The sequence below is a fragment of the Pyrolobus fumarii 1A genome, assembly GCF_000223395.1.
GTDB classification, from domain to species: Archaea; Thermoproteota; Thermoprotei_A; order Sulfolobales; family Pyrodictiaceae; genus Pyrolobus; species Pyrolobus fumarii.
In genome coordinates, this window is the sequence record NC_015931.1 from 1679833 (window position 1) to 1697750 (window position 17918).

21 protein-coding genes are annotated in these 17918 nt (G+C 55.9%); 6 read left to right on the forward strand and 15 right to left on the reverse strand.

Annotated features, from left to right (window positions below):
- Positions 1 to 289: 289 nt before the first annotated feature.
- On the forward strand, positions 290 to 607 hold the full coding sequence (locus PYRFU_RS08820) for a hypothetical protein (RefSeq protein ID WP_083818591.1): 318 nt from the start codon (positions 290 to 292) through the stop codon (positions 605 to 607).
- A gap of 226 nt (positions 608 to 833) precedes the next feature.
- Here the strand turns inward: PYRFU_RS08820 and PYRFU_RS08825 are convergent, their stop codons facing one another.
- Together PYRFU_RS08825 and PYRFU_RS08830 are read right to left on the reverse strand one after the other, a co-directional pair.
- On the reverse strand, positions 834 to 1106 hold the full coding sequence (locus tag PYRFU_RS08825) for a hypothetical protein (RefSeq protein ID WP_014027329.1): 273 nt from the start codon (positions 1104 to 1106) through the stop codon (positions 834 to 836).
- Entirely contained in the window at positions 1051 to 1713 is a 663-nt protein-coding gene (locus PYRFU_RS08830; protein ID WP_014027330.1) for a DUF6036 family nucleotidyltransferase, read from the reverse strand. The genes PYRFU_RS08825 and PYRFU_RS08830 overlap by 56 nt, the downstream gene beginning before the upstream one ends.
- Before the next feature lie 118 nt (positions 1714 to 1831).
- Between PYRFU_RS08830 and PYRFU_RS08835 the strand changes: the two genes are divergently transcribed.
- On the forward strand, positions 1832 to 2950 hold the full coding sequence (locus tag PYRFU_RS08835; protein ID WP_014027331.1) for a tryptophan--tRNA ligase: 1119 nt from the start codon (positions 1832 to 1834) through the stop codon (positions 2948 to 2950).
- Positions 2951 to 3109: 159 nt separating this feature from the next.
- Here the strand turns inward: PYRFU_RS08835 and PYRFU_RS08840 are convergent, their stop codons facing one another.
- Positions 3110 to 3568 carry a CBS domain-containing protein gene (locus PYRFU_RS08840; RefSeq protein WP_014027332.1) on the reverse strand — a complete coding sequence of 153 codons (459 nt, stop codon included), beginning with the start codon at positions 3566 to 3568 and terminating at the stop codon, positions 3110 to 3112.
- A gap of 291 nt (positions 3569 to 3859) precedes the next feature.
- On the opposite strand from PYRFU_RS08840, the gene PYRFU_RS08845 reads away from it, so the two are divergent.
- On the forward strand, positions 3860 to 4567 hold the full coding sequence (locus PYRFU_RS08845; protein ID WP_014027333.1) for a hypothetical protein: 708 nt from the start codon (positions 3860 to 3862) through the stop codon (positions 4565 to 4567).
- 327 nt (positions 4568 to 4894) lie between these two features.
- Here the strand turns inward: PYRFU_RS08845 and PYRFU_RS08850 are convergent, their stop codons facing one another.
- The 9 genes from PYRFU_RS08850 to PYRFU_RS08890 all read right to left on the reverse strand — a co-directional run bounded on the left by PYRFU_RS08850 (position 4895) and on the right by PYRFU_RS08890 (position 13365).
- Positions 4895 to 5428, reverse strand: a complete 534-nt coding sequence (locus PYRFU_RS08850) for a PaREP1 family protein (RefSeq protein ID WP_014027334.1) — start codon at positions 5426 to 5428, stop codon at positions 4895 to 4897.
- A 123-nt stretch (positions 5429 to 5551) separates the two neighbouring features.
- Positions 5552 to 6721 (reverse strand): aspartate aminotransferase family protein, encoded by a 1170-nt coding sequence (locus PYRFU_RS08855; RefSeq protein ID WP_048192008.1) that lies wholly within the window; start codon positions 6719 to 6721, stop codon positions 5552 to 5554.
- A gap of 46 nt (positions 6722 to 6767) precedes the next feature.
- Positions 6768 to 7052 carry a MoaD/ThiS family protein gene (locus tag PYRFU_RS08860; RefSeq protein WP_014027336.1) on the reverse strand — a complete coding sequence of 95 codons (285 nt, stop codon included), beginning with the start codon at positions 7050 to 7052 and terminating at the stop codon, positions 6768 to 6770.
- A 188-nt stretch (positions 7053 to 7240) separates the two neighbouring features.
- Positions 7241 to 7450: an antitoxin family protein gene (locus PYRFU_RS08865; protein WP_014027337.1), complete on the reverse strand. Its 210-nt coding sequence runs from the start codon at positions 7448 to 7450 to the stop codon at positions 7241 to 7243.
- 330 nt (positions 7451 to 7780) lie between these two features.
- Positions 7781 to 8068, reverse strand: coding sequence for a MoaD/ThiS family protein (locus PYRFU_RS08870; protein ID WP_014027338.1), 288 nt, complete (start codon positions 8066 to 8068; stop codon positions 7781 to 7783).
- A gap of 91 nt (positions 8069 to 8159) precedes the next feature.
- Positions 8160 to 10028, reverse strand: coding sequence for an aldehyde ferredoxin oxidoreductase family protein (locus tag PYRFU_RS08875; protein ID WP_014027339.1), 1869 nt, complete (start codon positions 10026 to 10028; stop codon positions 8160 to 8162).
- Positions 10029 to 10342: 314 nt separating this feature from the next.
- On the reverse strand, positions 10343 to 11176 hold the full coding sequence (locus PYRFU_RS08880; RefSeq protein ID WP_167827919.1) for a hypothetical protein: 834 nt from the start codon (positions 11174 to 11176) through the stop codon (positions 10343 to 10345).
- 173 nt (positions 11177 to 11349) lie between these two features.
- Entirely contained in the window at positions 11350 to 12597 is a 1248-nt protein-coding gene (locus PYRFU_RS08885; protein WP_048192010.1) for a C/D box methylation guide ribonucleoprotein complex aNOP56 subunit, read from the reverse strand.
- Between the two features lie 78 nt (positions 12598 to 12675).
- Positions 12676 to 13365: a winged helix-turn-helix domain-containing protein gene (locus PYRFU_RS08890; protein WP_014027342.1), complete on the reverse strand. Its 690-nt coding sequence runs from the start codon at positions 13363 to 13365 to the stop codon at positions 12676 to 12678.
- A 254-nt stretch (positions 13366 to 13619) separates the two neighbouring features.
- Between PYRFU_RS08890 and PYRFU_RS08895 the strand changes: the two genes are divergently transcribed.
- From PYRFU_RS08895 to PYRFU_RS08905, 3 genes are all read left to right on the forward strand, one after another.
- A complete protein-coding gene (locus PYRFU_RS08895; protein ID WP_014027343.1) occupies positions 13620 to 13997 on the forward strand; it encodes a hypothetical protein in 378 nt (125 codons plus the stop codon).
- A 308-nt stretch (positions 13998 to 14305) separates the two neighbouring features.
- Entirely contained in the window at positions 14306 to 15526 is a 1221-nt protein-coding gene (locus PYRFU_RS08900) for a proteasome-activating nucleotidase (protein ID WP_014027344.1), read from the forward strand.
- Positions 15527 to 15691: 165 nt separating this feature from the next.
- Positions 15692 to 15880 (forward strand): hypothetical protein, encoded by a 189-nt coding sequence (locus tag PYRFU_RS08905; protein WP_014027345.1) that lies wholly within the window; start codon positions 15692 to 15694, stop codon positions 15878 to 15880.
- Here the strand turns inward: PYRFU_RS08905 and PYRFU_RS08910 are convergent.
- The 3 genes from PYRFU_RS08910 to PYRFU_RS08920 all read right to left on the reverse strand — a co-directional run bounded on the left by PYRFU_RS08910 (position 15846) and on the right by PYRFU_RS08920 (position 17817).
- Positions 15846 to 17009, reverse strand: coding sequence for a glycoside hydrolase family 130 protein (locus tag PYRFU_RS08910; RefSeq protein WP_244403938.1), 1164 nt, complete (start codon positions 17007 to 17009; stop codon positions 15846 to 15848). The two genes, PYRFU_RS08905 and PYRFU_RS08910, sit on opposite strands and share 35 nt — an antisense overlap.
- A gap of 90 nt (positions 17010 to 17099) precedes the next feature.
- Positions 17100 to 17414, reverse strand: coding sequence for a nucleoside triphosphate pyrophosphohydrolase (locus PYRFU_RS08915; protein WP_014027347.1), 315 nt, complete (start codon positions 17412 to 17414; stop codon positions 17100 to 17102).
- 16 nt (positions 17415 to 17430) lie between these two features.
- The gene (locus PYRFU_RS08920) at positions 17431 to 17817 is read right to left on the reverse strand and encodes a hypothetical protein (RefSeq protein WP_052296978.1); all 387 of its coding nucleotides are present in this window, start codon (positions 17815 to 17817) and stop codon (positions 17431 to 17433) included.
- Positions 17818 to 17918 lie beyond the last annotated feature (101 nt).

Sequence of the window (17918 nt, forward strand, 5' to 3'; positions counted from 1 at the left end):
TGTTCTCCCGGCCGGGGGGTCGGGGGTGCACACCCCACCCCCACTCGCAAACCCCGCAACAGCGCCTGGTAGCGTGTACACAGGAACCAGGCGCCGCGTATTGGGACCAGGGCGTAGTCGTCGACAACGATGTCCGCCGCTTGAACAACTATGCTCGTGCGTCTACACCTCATTCTATCTTGCTAGGCGTGCGGCTTTGAGTGACGAGATGCTATAGCGTGTTGTCATACTCGAAGCTCCACGTATTAACCCCATAACGGATCATACATCGCTTGGTGTGACCGCGGTCATGTGGTGGCCCGGCTGGGGTAGGAGAAGAGGCTGGCGATGGGGCTGGCAGAGCCAGCAGCCTCCACGTGGACAGCAAGAAAGAGAACCGCAAGAGCAAATGCAAGCATACGCGCCGCCATACCCCTGGTGGCCCTGGTGGACACCCCCACCACCCCCATGGTGGGCATGGTGGACAGCTCCACAACTATACCCGCCCTTCACGAGCCCCGAGGAGGAGCTGAAGTGGCTCGAGGAGTACAAGCGCGAGCTAGAAGAAGAGCTTAGAAGCGTCGAGGAACGCATCAAGGAGCTTAAGAGGATGCTAAACCGCAGCTAGAGCAGCAAATCGTCGTACACAGCTGGAGTACGGGCATTAGAACCAGCATAGATACACGGCTGCCAAATCCATTTTCTAATCCTAACTAGTCCTAGATGGGGCTGTGAGGAGCCGGTCGGCCTGAGCAGACCGGTGAAGAGTTAGCCGGGTACACCGAGCCCCACAAAACGAACACGTTATCCACATTATGTAACGTGTATATGTTGGTGCAGGTGTTGTTGCCTTGCTAGCGTAGCTCTAGCTCTATGTGGAGCTTCATGGGTCTCTCCACGGTTATGACGTTGAGTCTCACTTGTATCTCCGATAACACACCATTCCTCATAATGAAGGTATAGATTCCTGCCTCACTTAGCGTGTTGGCAAGCCTCGCGGCAAGACGCGCCAGTTCACGGCCCCATCCAGGCCTGGAGCCCCTCGCGCTACTATACTCTATTCGACTTTTTTCAACCGCTTGTACTACTCTCGATAACTTCTCTCGCCTCTCGTTGTAACTGGTCAACCTCGTCAACCACTCTCTCCTCGGCTGCTCTCCTACGGATATACTCCCAGTCTAGCTTTTCGTACAACGCGGCAGCAACCGCAAGCGCCTTGTCTCTATCTATCCTCGACTTCCACCACCTCCACGCTACAAGATACTTGACTATGAGATCCTCGGGAGGCTCTATATAGACGCGATAACCGTTCACACGTACAGTCACTGGTGGGCGCCTGCCTCTACTAGGGTACATCGAGCCAACGATATCAATGGCTTTCGCTGCGAGAGCCTCGAGCGCAAGATGATAAGTGCGTAGGCCGAGTTCGCCAAGCTCCTTCAATAGTCTCTCAACAACCCGGGTAGCATCGGCACCCTCCACGATAAGATCGACATCGTAGGTCTGGTAGGCTGCGCCAGTGTAAACCTCTACGGCGAAACCTCCGACAATGATTATCCTTCCGAGCCCTGTCTCTTCTAGACGTGTATTGAGCCATGCGAGAAAGTAGAGGAAACGCTCCGTAGCTCTCACTATACGAGCGAGAATCGGGGCCACATGTTCGCGAAGTTCACGGGCAAGCCTCTCCACTATAGCATCTAGGCTCTTCACCTTGCTCTCCTCGGTTGCGGTCAAGTGCAACCTCCCTGAGTTTTGCTAGCCGGTATGCTTCGGGAAGATTGCCGCGCTATAAGCGGTAGACGATATTGTTTTAGGTCTTGGTGCTGATGGCGGTGGCTGGTGTCGGGTTATTGTGGCGGAGTATCGCCTTGACCCCTGGGGTACAGCCGTCCGCGTAGAGTATGAGAAGCTGTTCAAAGTGTTCGGTATCAAGCCATTCTCCGACCTCGTGCCACGCGTGGAGAAGGTGCTTGGCGACGCCCTCCACCTCATGAGGCGCGGCGTGATCTTCGGGCACCGCGACTTCGACAAGATACTGGACGCTTATGAGCGCGGGGAGAGGGTCGCGCTGGTAACCGGTTTCATGCCTAGCGGTAAATTCCACTTTGGTCACAAGATGGTAGCCGACCAGATAATCTACTACCAGCGTAAGGGTTTCGAGGTCTTCGTGGTGCTAGCGGATGCCGAGGCATACGCGGTAAGAAGACTGCCACGCCAGGAGATTATCAGGATAGCGCTTGAGGAGTATGTCGCGAACCTCATTGCACTTGGGCTTGAGAAGAAGAGGTTGCACCTCTATTTCCAGACGAACTACGAGACGCCATACTATCGCCTCATCCAGATGTTCTCGAGGAAAGTGACCCTCGCGGAGATGGAGGCTATATACGGCGAGCTAGAGCCAGCCAAGATAATGGCCGCATTAACACAAGCCGCAGACATCCTACACCCGCAACTCGAGTACTTCGGGGGCTTCAAGCACGTAGTTGTGCCGGTCGGCGCCGATCAAGACCCACACATTCGCCTTACCCGCGACATTGCAGACCGCTTCGAGAACGAACTTGGGCTTAGGAGGCCCGCCTCCACATACCACCGGTTCATGACGGGCCTCGACGGCAACAAGATGAGCAGCTCCAGGCCGGAGTACGCCATATTCCTCACTGACCCGCCGGACGTCGCCGCCCGGAAGCTCATGAGGGCATTGACCGGCGGCAGGGCGACCGTCGAGGAGCAGAGGAGGCTCGGCGGCGAGCCCGAGAAGTGCACCGTCTACGAGTTCTACGTGTACCACCTCATACCCGAGGATACCGAGCTCCGCAGGATATACGAGAAGTGCAGGAGCGGCCAGCTGCTCTGCGGAGAGTGCAAGAGGATGGCAGTGGAGAGGCTCAAGAAGTGGCTAGAAGAGCACCAAAAGAGGCTAGAGAAAGCCAGGGACAAGATACACGAGTACGTGGAGCCACCAAAGTTCTAGAAAATAGGCTGAACTCTGTTTTCGAAAACCGAGTGTATCTCCAGGATTGCGACTACACCAGGCGAGGGTCCTTCCCTCCCCTCAACCCGATCCACATATCACCGGATTGGGAGGAGGCAAGGAGGAAACGGGCATACCCACAATAATGTGTAGCGTGTTTTACTCGCTGCCGCCCTCTAGTATCTCGCGTTCACTGCCCTTCTTGAGGTAGAGTATCTCGATGAGCTCTGGCGTGAACTCTATGAGGTCGGACTTTGCTATTATCCCGACTAGCCTGCCAGCCTTGTCCACTACTGGAAGATGACCGACGCCTCTCTCGCTCATCAGCCTAGCCGCTATCTCGAGTGGCGTGTCATCGTAGACTGTTATCGGGTTTGGCGTCATTACCTCCCTAACAGTCGTCTTTAGGGGGTCCCTGTTCTCGGCCACAACGCGCGTCACGAGATCCCTCTCGGTTATTATCCCTATGACCTCGCCGCGCTGAGAGACAACAACAACACTACCAATCTCATACTGCTTCATCTTGCGCGCCGCCTCTATGACAGGCTCATCCGGGGTTATCGTGACGACCTCCCGGGTCATCACGTCACGCACGAGGAGTATCCTTTCTTCTGCCACGCCGCACCCAGCCTCCATCAACGTAGCGTTAATGCCTGGGTATAAATCGGTGGGTGGGCCACAGCTTAGGGGTGCTCCATTTTGACCACCCCAGTGTACAGTACAGACAGTGGCGCGTGGTGTGGAGACCGCCCCCTGCTCCACCATCTGACCCGTGATGAGGGGTTGAGTCGCCGAACCACTCTCAACAGAGGATTATGATAGGCCCCGCTTGGGCCCGAGACTCTCCGGGAGAGGTGGCCAAGGCTGCTGGGCGCATGGTGCCGCACCGATAGGCTCGGCAGGCGCCTAGTGCTGGTATTGCAGGGCTTCCCGTGCTCGTGGGGGAGGTGCACCTTCTGCCCATTCGGACTCGAACAGAGCGTTAACATCAGCGAGGTTATAGAGAAGAACCGTGGCGTCATCCGCGAGGCACTCAAGCTACTAGACTCCTGTAGGCCGACGAGAGTATCCGTGTTCAACGGTAGCAGCTTCTACGAGCTACCCGTAGATACGCTGGCGGCGCTCCGTCCCCTTACTGAGGGACGCGTCGTTGACATAGAGGTCAGGCCGGAGTACGTGACGCTCGACACGCTAAAATGGACGATAGAGGTGCTCGGCGCCAAGATGCTAGTAGTGAGGGTTGGCTTCGAGGTGTGGGACGAGAAGCTGCGCAACGAGTACCTCAGGAAGGGCATACCACAATCCGAGGTGCAGCGCGTGGCGCAGGTGGCCAGGGAGGCTAAGCTGCGCGGCCTCCCAGTCAAGATGCTAGTATACGTCCTCTTCGGCATCGAGGGTGTACCAGAGGAGGAGGTAATCAGGAGCGTGCGCGAGTACAACAAGCTGTTTGACGGCGTGATAGCTGTGAGGTACCATCGTTACCACCCGAGGCACCCCCGCGAGACGAGAGTCTCCAAGAAGCTAGCCGAGTTCCTAGAGACTAACACCGTACTTGTAGACTGGGGCGAGGAACCCGAATGGGAGATCGCGGGCAAAAAGCCAGGTATCAGCGACTAGAAACACAACGTAATAACGCAATGAGAAGAACTTCTCCGAGAAACCCGTTAGAGAGGCGTACTAAAGATGCTTCCAGCTTGAAAGCATGTAACATCTCTCTGTCTACATGGAGGCGAATGCTAAGGGCAAATCTATACCATTATCGTTATCACTTTTGAAATCTGAGGCTCTGAAGTAAAGAGCGGCTAGCGTCGAACCACCAGCCCATGTTGAAAAGGCGTATAAATGGTTTTGTGGAGACGCTAGTAGGTAGTTCTGTGTTGCTTGACGTGGCTGAACGTTAGGTATGTAACAAGCTTGGAGATTGAAATGTCTTTGACCCTTCCTCTAGCCCTGGCTTTTCCTCTTTGCGCGTTCTAAGGCCTCCCTGGTATACTTGACTAGTTCCTCTGCTCGGGGAAGGCGCTGCTCTATATCCTCAGGGTCCAGGGAGTGCTCGTGGAAACCGTGGATATGTGCGTCGTAGGCTAGGCTCCAGGCGTCTAGGATTAGGGGGTTCTTCTCTATCTTCGCGAGTTTAGAGGCTGCCCTCGCTAGTAGCTTTGTCCACCACGTTCCTTCTATCTGAGCCTTTCTACACTCCTCTAGGCCCCTTAGACAAGCCAGCACCTTGATGCACTCCTCTACGGCCTTGTAGAGCTTCTCTGAGGCTTGCACCGCATCGCCTTCTAGTAGTTCCTCCCTAGCCCTCATGAGCATATGCTCTGCGACAGCGATTCTAGCCTCAAGCTCCTCCTGCGGGTCTAGCTCGAGGTACTTCTCGATAGCCTCCATTATGAATGCTTCGGGGTCGAAGCCTCTATCGCGGATAAGCTTGGCCAGCTTCTCGGGTATAGTAATTACAGTGGTATTCGTGCACATCCACAGAGCCCTACGTGTAAAATAACACATCCCTCTGCCTATTAAACAACTCATTTTGTTTTATCCGGCTCCGGGTAAGAATGGCCTCCTGGTGTGTCACTCGGGAAAGAATGTCTACACGTTCTACCCGTAGGTGTTCTTGATGCACTCGGCTAGGGCGTCTATCGCAGAGCGTAGCTCGTCAACGGTGGTCAGGTATGGTGGTAGGAATCTCACCACTGTGGCGCCGGCGCGTAGCGCTAGCACTCTCTTCTCGAGGAGACAGTCGAGCACCTTCCCTGGCGGGAAGCGTAGCTCGACGCCGAACATGAGACCCTTGCCTCTAATGTCACGCACGGCTTTCAAGCCCTCGAGGCGCTCGCGCGCATATCTTAGCGCCTCTTCGCCCTTGCTCTTCGCCTGCTCCGGCACCCTGTCAGCCTCGAAGGCCTCCACTGCGCCGAGTACAGCGGCGCACGCTAACGGGTTACCCGCGTAGGTGGAGCCATGCTCGCCTGTCTCGAAGCTCTCCGCGACCCACTTCTGGAAGGCCACCAGGCTAACCGGGAATCCACCGCCAATAGCCTTACCAGCGGTCATAACGTCGGGCTCTATACCCGCCTCCATGTGGGCCCAGGGTAGCCCGGTCCTACCGAAGCCGGACTGGATCTCATCCACTATTAGGAGGGCTCCATGCTCCCTCGTAAGCTCCCTAGCAGCCTTGAGGAACTCTGGGTCGAGAGGGATTATGCCACCCTCGCCTATCACCGGCTCGAGGATGACCGCTGCAACGCTATCATCGATAGCCTTCTCGAGCCCCTCTATGTCATTGGGTTTGACCCAACGAGGCTTGAGGAGCACCGGCTCGAAAGCCTTCCTGTACTTCACTCCGTGGGTCATTGACAGCGCGCCTAGGGTCCTACCGTGGAAGCTGTGAACGAGAGCAACGAACGTGCTCCGGCCCTTCGTGGCCTTGACAGCCGCCTTAAGCGCTAGCTCGACAGCCTCGGCTCCACTATTCTGGAAGAAGACGTGGGTGAAGTACGGGGGTAGGACGCGGCGTAGCGCGCGAAGAGCCTCCTCTCGAGTATCGTTCTCGAAGGTAAGCGACACCGTCATTATCTTCTCTAGCTGCTCGCGCAGCCTGCGCATCACAAACGGGTTGCGGTGCCCGAGGAAAGCGGTTCCATAGCCGGTATGGTAGTCGAGATACCTATTACCCCTATCATCCCACACGTACTGGCCCTCACCACGCACTATCCTTATCGGCTTGACCTGGTAGAACCGGACTAGCTCAACCCTATCCAAGACCATACGCCCAGGCTGCACCGGCAAGCCCGACGCTTAACGCTAACCCCGGCTAGCCGCCAGCAGCAGGAGGTATCAACGCGACCCTATCGCCGTCGCGCAGCACAGTCTTCTCTCCATCACGGAGAAACTCAACCGGCCTACCATTAACAAGTATGAGCGTGGAGTAACCCCTCTCAAGCAGCTCCTCTATAGACTTTCGTAGCTCGGGATGCTCCCTGAATATCATCTCTACGAGTTGAGCTACAGTCGTGCCCTCCGGGACGTCATATACACGCTCGTGCCACCCGGCAACCTCCCTAAAAATAGCAAAAAGCACTACCTTAACCCTGGGCACAAGGATACACCCCTCTTATACCCCGTACACAGCCGACTCAAAACTCATCACGGCCGCGGATCGAGCCAGACGTAGATAGCGTGGAAGACAGAGAGACGTTAACGGGAACCAAATCATAGACCGGCTTGGCTTCCTAGAGCTGCTTAGCGGTCAAGTCTCCAGCGAAGTATCTCACTATAACGTTGCTGTCAATAAATACCGAGTTCATCCTCAGCCTCCCTTAGAACCTTCTCAAGCGTATTCTTATCCACCCGGAGAGGCCCAAACACCTTCTCCACAAGCTCTCTACCAACGATTCGCACAAGCAGAACCTCACCCTCTTCTAGGTCAAGCTTCTCGAGAGGTCTCAATACACCCTTCTCATACCTTAACACGAACAACTCTAGACACAGCGTCAACACCTCAGTAGAGATGTCCTAGAACCAGCCTATTAGCTGGTGCCTCTCCCCATGCCCTATGCAGTATGTATCTGACACTCTGTCGAAAACATCGAAGTGCTGTATAAGCCTGGCTTACTCGCGTCCCGGGTTAGCAGCATCGGTTGCCCTCGTAACTACCGGGTAGGCCTCGATCATCCAGCTATTAGCAGCAAGTTACATTGTTGATGCTCTTATCATTAGCCTCTAGACACTTGCGCCATTGCATCATCGTTTGCTAGCCGAACCCAGGAGCTTTGCTTCCAGCACATGTTCCTAAGATGTATCTTTTGGTCTGCTAGAGCCCTGTGCTTAGAGTACGAACAGTGCACGAGGCGAGAAGAACACCCTGTCGCCGTCCTTAAGCCGGGTCTCTAGGCCATCTAGGAATTCTATGCGCCTGCCATTCACTAGTATTGAGACCGGGTATCGCAGCTCGCCCTTATCGTCGAGTACAAGGTCTCGGAAGCCGCTCTTCACGCGCTTATCTATGACCTCTATGAGCGTCCTTACCGAGGCTCCTTCGGGCAACTCGATGTCTATAAACGGCTTGCCTATGTACTCGTAAAACTCTTGCACAAATACAGCCCTAACCTTCATCCCGCATACCGTAGTTATCGACGCATCCAGCCGGCTATACAGGTTGGTGTGCGAGCGACACACGCTGGCACTGGGGGTGTTAAAAACGCGGTTAGGATACGATGTAGATGAACTCCTCGAGGCCTAGCCTCTTGAGAGTCTCTGGCGTGGGTTTGCCATCCACCCAGCCCCTTAGCCTATAGTACTCTGGCAGGTACTTCTCCAGAGCCTCTCTGGCGGTTCTCCCCTTGGCTGGGCCGTCGGGCAGAGGCTCCTCCACAAGCCTCTTTGGCAGATAGTCTCTATAGCCGTGGCCCTCTCTCACCGCGAACAACCTCTCGACGTTGTATATCCTCTCGCCTATGAGCAGCAGCTCGTCCACCGTCAAATCATCCCAGCCTAGCGCCGCTTGCAGCAACGGCACGTAATCCTCTGGGCCCGTGGAGAACGTGTTAAACTTGCATACAACCAGGCTATCTATCACAGCGAAGTAGTCTTGCTGCCACTTGACGAGCTTGACCTTCTCGAGGTCTATCGCTAGCGGGTCGAACTTCTTAGGCACGCCTAGCACGTCGAAGCTGACAGCATATGCTCTCAGGTGGCATCCTCCGCGGTTGCTAGTCGCGTAGCTCAAAGCCATACTGGTGATTGCCCTCGGGTCATAAGCGGGCAGCTCCAAGCCCCTGACGTGAACCGCGCTATCGGGGCTTCCGAAGTGCTCGGCTAGCCTCTTGGCACCCTCGGCTGTATAGTCGCCTATGCCTATCCTGTAGGCAGTCCTCCACACAAGCTGTATGACGGCATCAGCGTTACCCCAGGTCGGCTCGATATCCTGGAGCAGCTTGAGCAGCTCCTCTGCCTTGTCTCTCGGAAGCTCGCCCTTCTTGGCCTTCTCGTAGAGCTCCATGAGTGTAGCCACAGTGTTACCGAAGCTTATCGTGTCGAAGCCGAGATCGTTGAGGAGATAGTTTATCTTGATTATGGCCGCGAGATCACCTATCATTGTGTTCGCGCCGTTAGCCCAGATGGTCTCGTACTCGGGACCCTCCGATACCGGTGTCCTATAGGGGCCGCTGGGCACCTCAGCTACACGTGCGCACCGGATGACACAACCCCAGCAGCCTTTCCGCGCCTGGAGATACTTCTCGGCGAGATACTCGCCACTGATCTCGTACGCCTTCTCGAAGGTGCCGCGAGTCCAGTTCTTCGTCGGGAAGGCCCCGTGCTCGTTGATAATGTTGACCAGGACTGCGGTGCCATACTTGTGGAGAGACTGGCTAACCGGGTGCTCCGAGAGCTTCTTTGTAACCTCCTTAACCGCCTTGTTGAACCTCTCCCTATCGACTATCTCAATCCTCCTCCTGCCGTAGACGAAGATCGCCTTCACCCTCTTGGCGCCCATGACGGCTGCGAGGCCGGTCCTCCCCGCCGCACGGTACCTGTCGTTCATTATGGCCGCTATCTTCGAAAGGTTCTCGCCGGCAGGGCCTATAGCCAGGACAGAGCCGATATCCTCCCTCTCTATGCCAACCTTCCTCCTAATGATGTGCTCCGCGTAGATGACACCCTTGCCCCAAAGCTCTTTGGCATCGTGGAACTGCACATCACCGTCAATGATGCTTATCCATACCGGCTCCTCGCTAACCTCCTCAAGGACAATACCATCGTAGCCCGCGAATCTGAGCCACGGCCCGAACTGCCCGCCGCTATTCGCGTCGCCCAGTATACCAGTCAGGGGGCTCTTACCGACAACATGGTATCTGCCGCTGTTGATCCCGGGGACGCCGGTCAGCGGCCCAGTGAGAATGTAGAGTTTGTTTGCAGGGCCTAACGGGTCTGTACCGGGCGGTATCTCCTTCAACGCAAGGTATGCGCCTAGACCCCTCCCGCCTAGAAACCTGCGGAGAATCTTCTCGTCAATCTTCTCCTCGCGAACCTTCTGGTTCCAGAGGTTGATCCTTAGAATCTTGAACTCTACCAACCTGCCACCACACAATTAAACATTGTTTAAAGTGATAAAAAGTGTGTGTCAAACGGGGCTTGCACACACGTAAACCCCGTTGGCAAACAACATACAATACACGCGTATACATGTCGAAAGAACCGGAATAGGAGTAGCAATCGCATATATGGGCACAACCTGCGCTAAATACTCACAACAGACTGTGAAGAGCAAATTACGTGATTTCACCTCGAGAGTAGACACGCCCAAAACTCTGAAAGAAATTGAGTGGCATGAGAACGGTATATGCGACTCTACAGTGCTGGTTGAGCACAGACCCCGGCATTGGGCGCCTAGGTTCTCGATTCTCTCGCCAGCCTCTCTGCTAGGCTGGCTGCCGCCTTGGCCAGTTCGCTCTTGTCGACCCCGTATACATCTAGGCGTTTCTCGAGAGCAAGTACCAAGGTGTGTAGTGCCAGCTCGTCGACCTGCACGCCGCGTATGGATGCTAGCACGCTGTAAGGCTCCATGGGCGGCGCTGCAAAGAACACGCCGTCAATCTCGGCTCGCGACACGAAATTATCGTGTAACTCGAAACCTAGTCTCGCGTAGAAACCGTCACGCCCATAAACCGTAACGTGTGGTAGACCCTCAACACCCCGGTAGCAAGTCCAGTTCTCGGATTCAAAACTGGTGGCCAACTCCGGAGACACTTTGACGCTCCTTGCGCTTCCATCCAGTCTCGCGCCCATACACTTCACAGCCATGGACAAATCGAAATCGCCGATAATCTCGACGATAGCGACACCCTCAATACTGGTAACGCCGTAGGCAACATGCCCTCCCGTCACCATGGGGCCCTTAACGCCGAACCCCATACACTCTAGAAGATCGCGTGCCAGCTTAACCGCCTCGCGCAGGCTACTATCCCTGCTACCGTTGGCAACGAGTATGTACGCGTAGTCCTTTGTAGTTTCGATACGCGCACCGCCAGTCAGCCTTCTTGCAGGGTATTCAACGTTGCAAGGCTCGTAGAGGCCGAGAGTGACACCCTCATGCGGCCAGCTAGAGACGAGGATGTTGAATCCACGCGACTTCAACGTGGCACCGATGATGCTCTCGGCGGCTGCCAGGACCTCGCCAAAACCACGGGGTGCGCGTAGAACGTGTAACGTAGGCTGGGGCAAGTTAGTCTCTACCGTTATAGTTACTAGGAGCACGGGGCTATGAAGGCCAGCCTTACAACACAAGGATCTCGGTCAAAACCGAGGCTGTATCATCTATGAATGCGCATGTTCCAAAAAGGAGGTATTAACCCGAAGATGCAAGTGTGCAGCATTTCGTGTTAAAAGCGCGAAGCTTAGCGCCTCTTGCCGCCCTTCCTCCTCCTGCCCTTGCCGCGCCTCCTTGGCGCTGGCTTCGGCCTCGCCTCGGCAGCCTTCCTCTTCGGCGGCTTCGCGTATATCCTCTTGATCTCCTCGATCCTCTTCATCAGCGCCTCCTTGAGCTTGTCGCCAATGTACCTGCCGGTGAAGTAGTCGACCCTAGCGGCGATTGCGAGCTTGGCTGCTAGAGCCCTGGCGATCTTACCGCGCTGCCATCTTGGCGACCTGTGGATAGCTGGAAACTGGAAGATAACACCGTGCTTTGGCGGCTTGCCGCCGGTGCGCAGCGCCCTGAACAGAGCCTTCTCGGCGCCAAGCACCTGGATCGTGCTGGCTGGGAGGAATGCTAGCTCCTCTAGGCTGCCTGCCAGGCTGATTAGCCTCGCGCCTAGCAGTGGGCCGACCAGTGCAGTGATGTTCGGCGCGACCTCCTTCATCACGGCGGCGATGTAGTCGGCTAGCTCGCGGCGGAGCCGGTAGAGCTCTAGGGTTATCCTCGCGAACTTTTGGATAGCCTTGATGTCGAGGTCGGAGAAGTCAGCGCCCATGCTCTTCTTGGCCGCCTCTGCTATCTCCTCAGCCTTCTTCTCGCTGAAGCCTAGCTTCATGAGGTTCTCCTTGGTTATGTTGTCCCTGTGGCCAAGCTCCGCCACGATCTTGATGTAGTCCTCGTGCTCCCTCACTAGGTCGTCAAGCTCGGGGAAGTGAAGGCTGTACCACTCGCGAATCCTAGCCGAGAACAGGTTGGTAGTCTTGTCGATATCGTCGATGGCACGGATTGCCTGGGCAGCCAGCAGGTCGCGCTTCTGCGCTGCACGGCGCAGCTTACGCCTCGTAACCTCGAGGCTAAACTCGTGCAACAGCTTCCTGTACTCGTCCTCGCTGCTCACAAACCCCGTCTCAACGACAACCTCTGGTATCTTGCCGCGGAACTCGACGGCGATCTCGTTGCCAGGCTCTATCTTCACCTCGAAGCCCTTGCTAGTGACGAACCTAGCCAGCCTCTCATCCTCGATAACAACCTCCTTTACACCCATCTCCTTGAGCTTGTCCAGTAGCTTCTGTAGCGCGTAGTTCGGCTCGCCGCGCTCGATCTTCAGAGCCTCCTCGACCATATCGTCGAGGGTCTTCGGCGCATGCTCATAGGCTACTAGGTCCCTCTTCTCGTTGACAGCATAGCTCCCCGTGAAGTGGTCTACTATGTATACCCTCTCCTCGGGCATACTCATCACACCCGGGTCAGACTCTCCAGGAGGAGGGACGAGCGCAACTCATCCTCTTTTAAAGAGTAGGTAGGGGCGCTAACAGACACCACGTAGTACCTCACGAAGCGAGCCTGTACTGGTTACCGTGGCGCCGCTAGCGATAAGACCCCTAACCCACTCCTCGTTATCAGTCACGATTATAACGTCGTCGAGTTCTTTCAGCTCGTTGCTCTGCGATAGATTAGCGTAGAGTGCTAGCCGCGGAAGAGTAAGCGGATCCTTGCTCAGGGCAACCATGAATCCGACCCTACACTCGTCCCTTTCGGCTATGCCGTCTAACACGGCCTCCGAGCCATCATGCACACTCCTTACCTCAAACCCGGTGCTCTCGAGTGCCGAGCGAATAGCCTCGTACACCTTTCTATACTCTCGTATAATCTCGGGGTCGGGGTTCAAAATATTCGATAGCAGCGCCAATAATAGTCTAAGCGAGGCGGCCCGCGGCGTAGGCTTGTAGATCAAGCGTGGGCCGTCCTCAATGCTCTCGATAGCACCGGCACACTCGAGCATCATAATGTAACGCTGGAAGGATATTGGGTTCAGGTTAGCCTGGTTCATTAGCCGCGTCTTTGTGACACCACCCTCACTCATAAGTATCTCGAGCATAGTAGATAGTATCTCGAGTGTGTCGCGCCGATTACGGAGTTTTGGGTGGGATGCACTTCTAGCATCCTCTCCGGCTCTAACAACTCTGGCCAAGACATCCGGGTGGTAGTAATAGTCCAACTATATCTCCCGCATGAACTTTCAATAACCAGGCTTTTAAACGAGTTATGTACAACATGTACGTATATTTAGAGAAAATGTCGCAAAACAACATAGTTGTGAGGAGGACCGTGCACCGCCTATAAAGGCGGCTAAATCGCATGTGCACAAGACCGTATCCGCTATGGGTGCGTTAATAGTGCGGTGTATAGTAAAGTACATACTGTCGTTACGCTGCGGGGCGCCGAATCGCCTAGTATCCCCGGGCGGGGTTGTTGTCCTGGTGCCTTGGCGTGGGAGAAGAGCCAGGCAGGCACGTCAAGATATTCGAGGGTGAAGCGAGAATAGGGCAGATGATCCGGGGTATGGAAGTCGTACAGCTGCGCCCCGAGGACTTCTCGAGCCCAGTTGCTCTACAGATGGCACTCTCAAGGATATACGATGCGGTGCTCCGGATGATGCAGGAGGGGCCAAAGAAGGTATATGTCGCAGAGATAAGGTTCAACGACGACCTTGGGAACCGCGTTGTGTTTGCTGTGGAGCTTGGAGAGACGCCACCGCCATTCACAAAGGATAAGGTCAAGGCGAGGATAGTTGTTGAGCTCTTCGAGGAGGGTGGTGGGGAGGAGACGCCTCAGGGTATACCGCCGTAGAGGAGGATCAGCGGAGAGAAGTTCTCATCACTCTCTCAGGGGTCGGACTCCTCATCACAACCCCTATTTCCAGCCGCCGGCATCCACGTTTATTGAAGCACCCCGCTCGACGCGGCCGCGTACGCGGCCGTTGGATGAGAAGCGCGGGGCTTGCCCCCCGCTATTGCACCAAACGGCGCGTCATTACGGTAGGGCCGCGTTTAAATACGGGTCGTGGTATGGGTTGTGGTGTGGTATCACGAGCCTCAACCATTATTTTAGTCTAGGGGTACCCACCCTAGGTAGGCTCATGGTGGGGTTTAGAGGGTATGGCGAGTGCCTTTGAGGATAAGCCTGGTGTTGGCGAGAAAGCGGAGGTGAAAGTCCACCTAGACTGTGAGACTCTCTTCGAGTATGTAAAGATGCTTGAGCGTCGTCTCCGCGAGCTTGAGGCCGAGAGGGAGAGCCTTCGCCGCGAGCTACGCTACTACAAGTCTGAGGTCCAGAAGCTGATGGAGGCTCCACTCATAGAGGCTATTGTGCTCGACACGTTGCCAGACGGCCGTGTGGTAGTCAAGAGTACGACTGGGCCTAACCTCGTAGTCAAGGTCTCGAATCGTGTTGACATCTCCAAGCTACAGCCGGGCATGCACGTGGCGCTTAACAGCAGAGGCTCGGCTATAGTGGACGTGCTGCCACAGCGTGAAGACCCCTATGTGAAGGGGTTTGAGGTTGTAGAGAGGCCGAAGGTGAGGTTCAGTGATGTTGGTGGTCTCAAGGAGCAGATTAGGGAGTTGCGTGAGGCTATCGAGCTGCCTCTCAAGAACCCAGAGCTGTTCAAGGAGCTTGGCATTGAGCCCCCGAAGGGCGTTCTACTATACGGCCCACCGGGCTGTGGCAAGACGTTGCTAGCAAAGGCCCTTGCTGGCGAGACTAACGCGACGTTCATACACGTGGTGGGCTCTGAGCTAGTCCACAAGTTCATCGGCGAGGGCGCCAGGATCGTCCGCGAGGTGTTCCAGCTGGCCAGGAGGAAGGCCCCCGCGATAATATTCATCGACGAGATTGACGCTATTGCTGCGAAGAGAGTGGATATAGGCACGAGCGGCGAGAGGGAGGTCCAGCGTACACTCATGCAGCTCCTGGCAGAGATGGACGGCTTCGACCCACTCGACGATGTTAAGGTGATAGCCGCGACAAACCGTATCGACATACTTGACCCGGCGATACTGAGGCCAGGCCGCTTCGACCGCCTCATCTACATACCGCCGCCCGACGAGGAAGGCCGCTACGAGATACTCAAGATACACACTAGGAGGGCGAGACTAGCCCCCGACGTAGACCTCCGCTACATCGCGAAGATCACGGAGGGTGCTACAGGCGCGGACATCAAGGCCATAGTCACCGAGGCTGGCTACTTCGCCCTACGCGCAGGGCGCCGCGAGATAACCATGGAGGACTTCCTCAAGGCGGTTGAGAAGGTGCTGAAGCATAGGAAGAGGCCATACGCGGAGAAGAAGCACCAGGAGAAGCCACCGTTCTACACGTAAACCTCCGCTTGCTCCACGAGCCGGAAGAGACTGACGTGGCCTACCCCCGACCCGTCCGGCTCGAATAAGGGACGTTTATTATCCACATGCTCCTCTTCTCCGTTTCTTGTCTTATCGCTCCTCTCTATTTTAATGGCGGTTGAGGAGCGTGTCTAGGGGACAATCGTGTACACCCTCATAGTGGCTGTTATACTAGTGTTGCTCGTCTATGCTCTTGTGCTAAAGGCGTTGTTGTCGGCGAGAGCGCGGAGGCTTGCTGGACGCGAGTGGATAGTATGGCTCGTCGCTATGACGCTGTTCGTTATCGCTGCTCTGGCTGCTACTCGAGGCGTAGGTGGTCAAGCTCAGCCATGATATCGTCTATGCCTGCCTCTGCGAACCCAACGACGCTATCAGCTGCGCCATAGGATATTATCAGCCTGTCGCCGTGCCTTACAGCGCCGCATGGGAACACTGTGAATGGCCTATCTCCATACACCTCGTACATCGCCCTAGGCTCCATGATGTACCTTGGCGTGACGGCGATGGGTCTTGGTCCGACGTCGCGGTCGTATCGTACTAGCATAGCAAAGATGCGATACCTCTTGAGTCTCACGTCAACAGCGTGTACAAGCGTGAGGAATGTGTCACGCTCTACCATGACGGGGGGTGATGCCCATCCGAGCTTCTCCTCGAAGGGCGCAACGGGGAGTATTGTGCGCGTACCTCTAACCCTTATCGGGACGGGCTCCCCGCGCTCAGCCTCCTCGAGAGCCCTCTTGTACTCGTCGTGGGGCACTATGCTAATCGTCAGGTAGAAGTTCTCGTCGTCCATGTGAGGCCTGTGGAAGAGCAGAAGGTCGCCGTTAGAAGCCTGGACTAGAAACGCATCCTTATCGCTTATCACGTGGGGTCTCAGCCTCTCCGGGAGCACGAAGTACCCTACCTTCACCCATCTATGCCTGCCAGCCTCTACTGCGAGAACGGGGAGAGTCCTCTCGCGCCTAATGTGAGCCTCGAAGTAGTTGATGGTGCGGCCGACATACACCATGTGTCTCGTTCCGTCAATGCGCGTGACGCGCGGGTCCTCAGAGCCCCATATGTCGACGCTAGTCGAGGGGTAGACGATTATCTCAGCGGGATAGTGGCTTATCGAGATACTCCCAGTGTATAGATCCTCGAGGGGGAGCTCGACCTCGGCGATCGCAGACGCATACTTGAAGTAGCCGATTATTATCCTCGGGTAGAGTACCAGCATGTCACCGTTACTGCCGTGGTCCAGCGCAGCGTTGAAGACCGTCAACGGGTTTGCCAGCGGGTGGTTCTTGAGGTGCACACGCTGAGGGGTTAGTACACCAAGACGCTGGAATATATCGTGGGTCTCACAGTGTCTAAGCTTGCCGAGTTCAGCCGCGTGCTCAGCGAGGGGGAAGTCACGCAGAAACTTAGCCTCCATGCCCAAGGCGCACACCTTAACGCCTAGCGCTGACGCCAGGCCAGCCACATGCAAGCAAGGCTACCCCTTATCTCTGCAGGCGGGCGGGCCACATGCACAAGCTGCACTGCGGAGCACCTCACACAAAAGCGCGCAATGCTAACAATCCTCGAGGAGTGCTATGAGCCTCTTCTCGAAGCCTCCTCGTTCTCTCCTCTTGGCCTCAGCCCTAGCCAGGAGATCCTCAAGCGTGTACCCATGTAGCTTGAGAAGGGACACTATTGCCTCTAGGAGGTCAGCAGCCTCCTCAAGTACACTCTCGCTGCTCTCGGCAACGGCAAGCTCATAAGCCTCCTCGATTATCTTCGCACGGAGAGCGTTGACATACTCCTCGTTACTCCTAGCCTTCCAGACTGTAACACCCCTGGAGCGAAGCTCCTCGCCAATCTTGTCACGCACCAGCTTCCAGCACAAGACGAGCCTCCCCCGGCTAGCACGTCACGTGTATAACGGCTAACAGCCTCTCACAGTCAAGCTCCAGACCCACCAGCATCGGCGTCTCTGCAACAATCACCTTCACGCCCCGCTCCTTCTCCAGCTCGCCAAGCAGCTTCTCGGCATCCGGGGTTATCCTCATGCGCCCCTCCTGCCCCGTACCGATAACCACGCAGTCCACCTCGCCAGCCTCCCTAAGGTAAACCTCCAGCTCCTCACGAGAGAGCGGAGGATGACCATACAGGTCAGCGTACTTCTTTGACAAGCTCTTCGCCCATCTCCTTCTCACGATACAACCAGGAAGGACAACAACATCGTGCTCATAGCGACGGTTACAGACCTCGACCCAGAGGAAGCCAGTACCAGTCACAAGCTTCGCCAATAACAGCACCATACGGATAGGCCAGAAAACCATGCTTTAAACGCTAGCAGGAGATACGCAAGCCCTGCAAGGCGCTTGTGCATGCACGGTGCCAGTGGTGC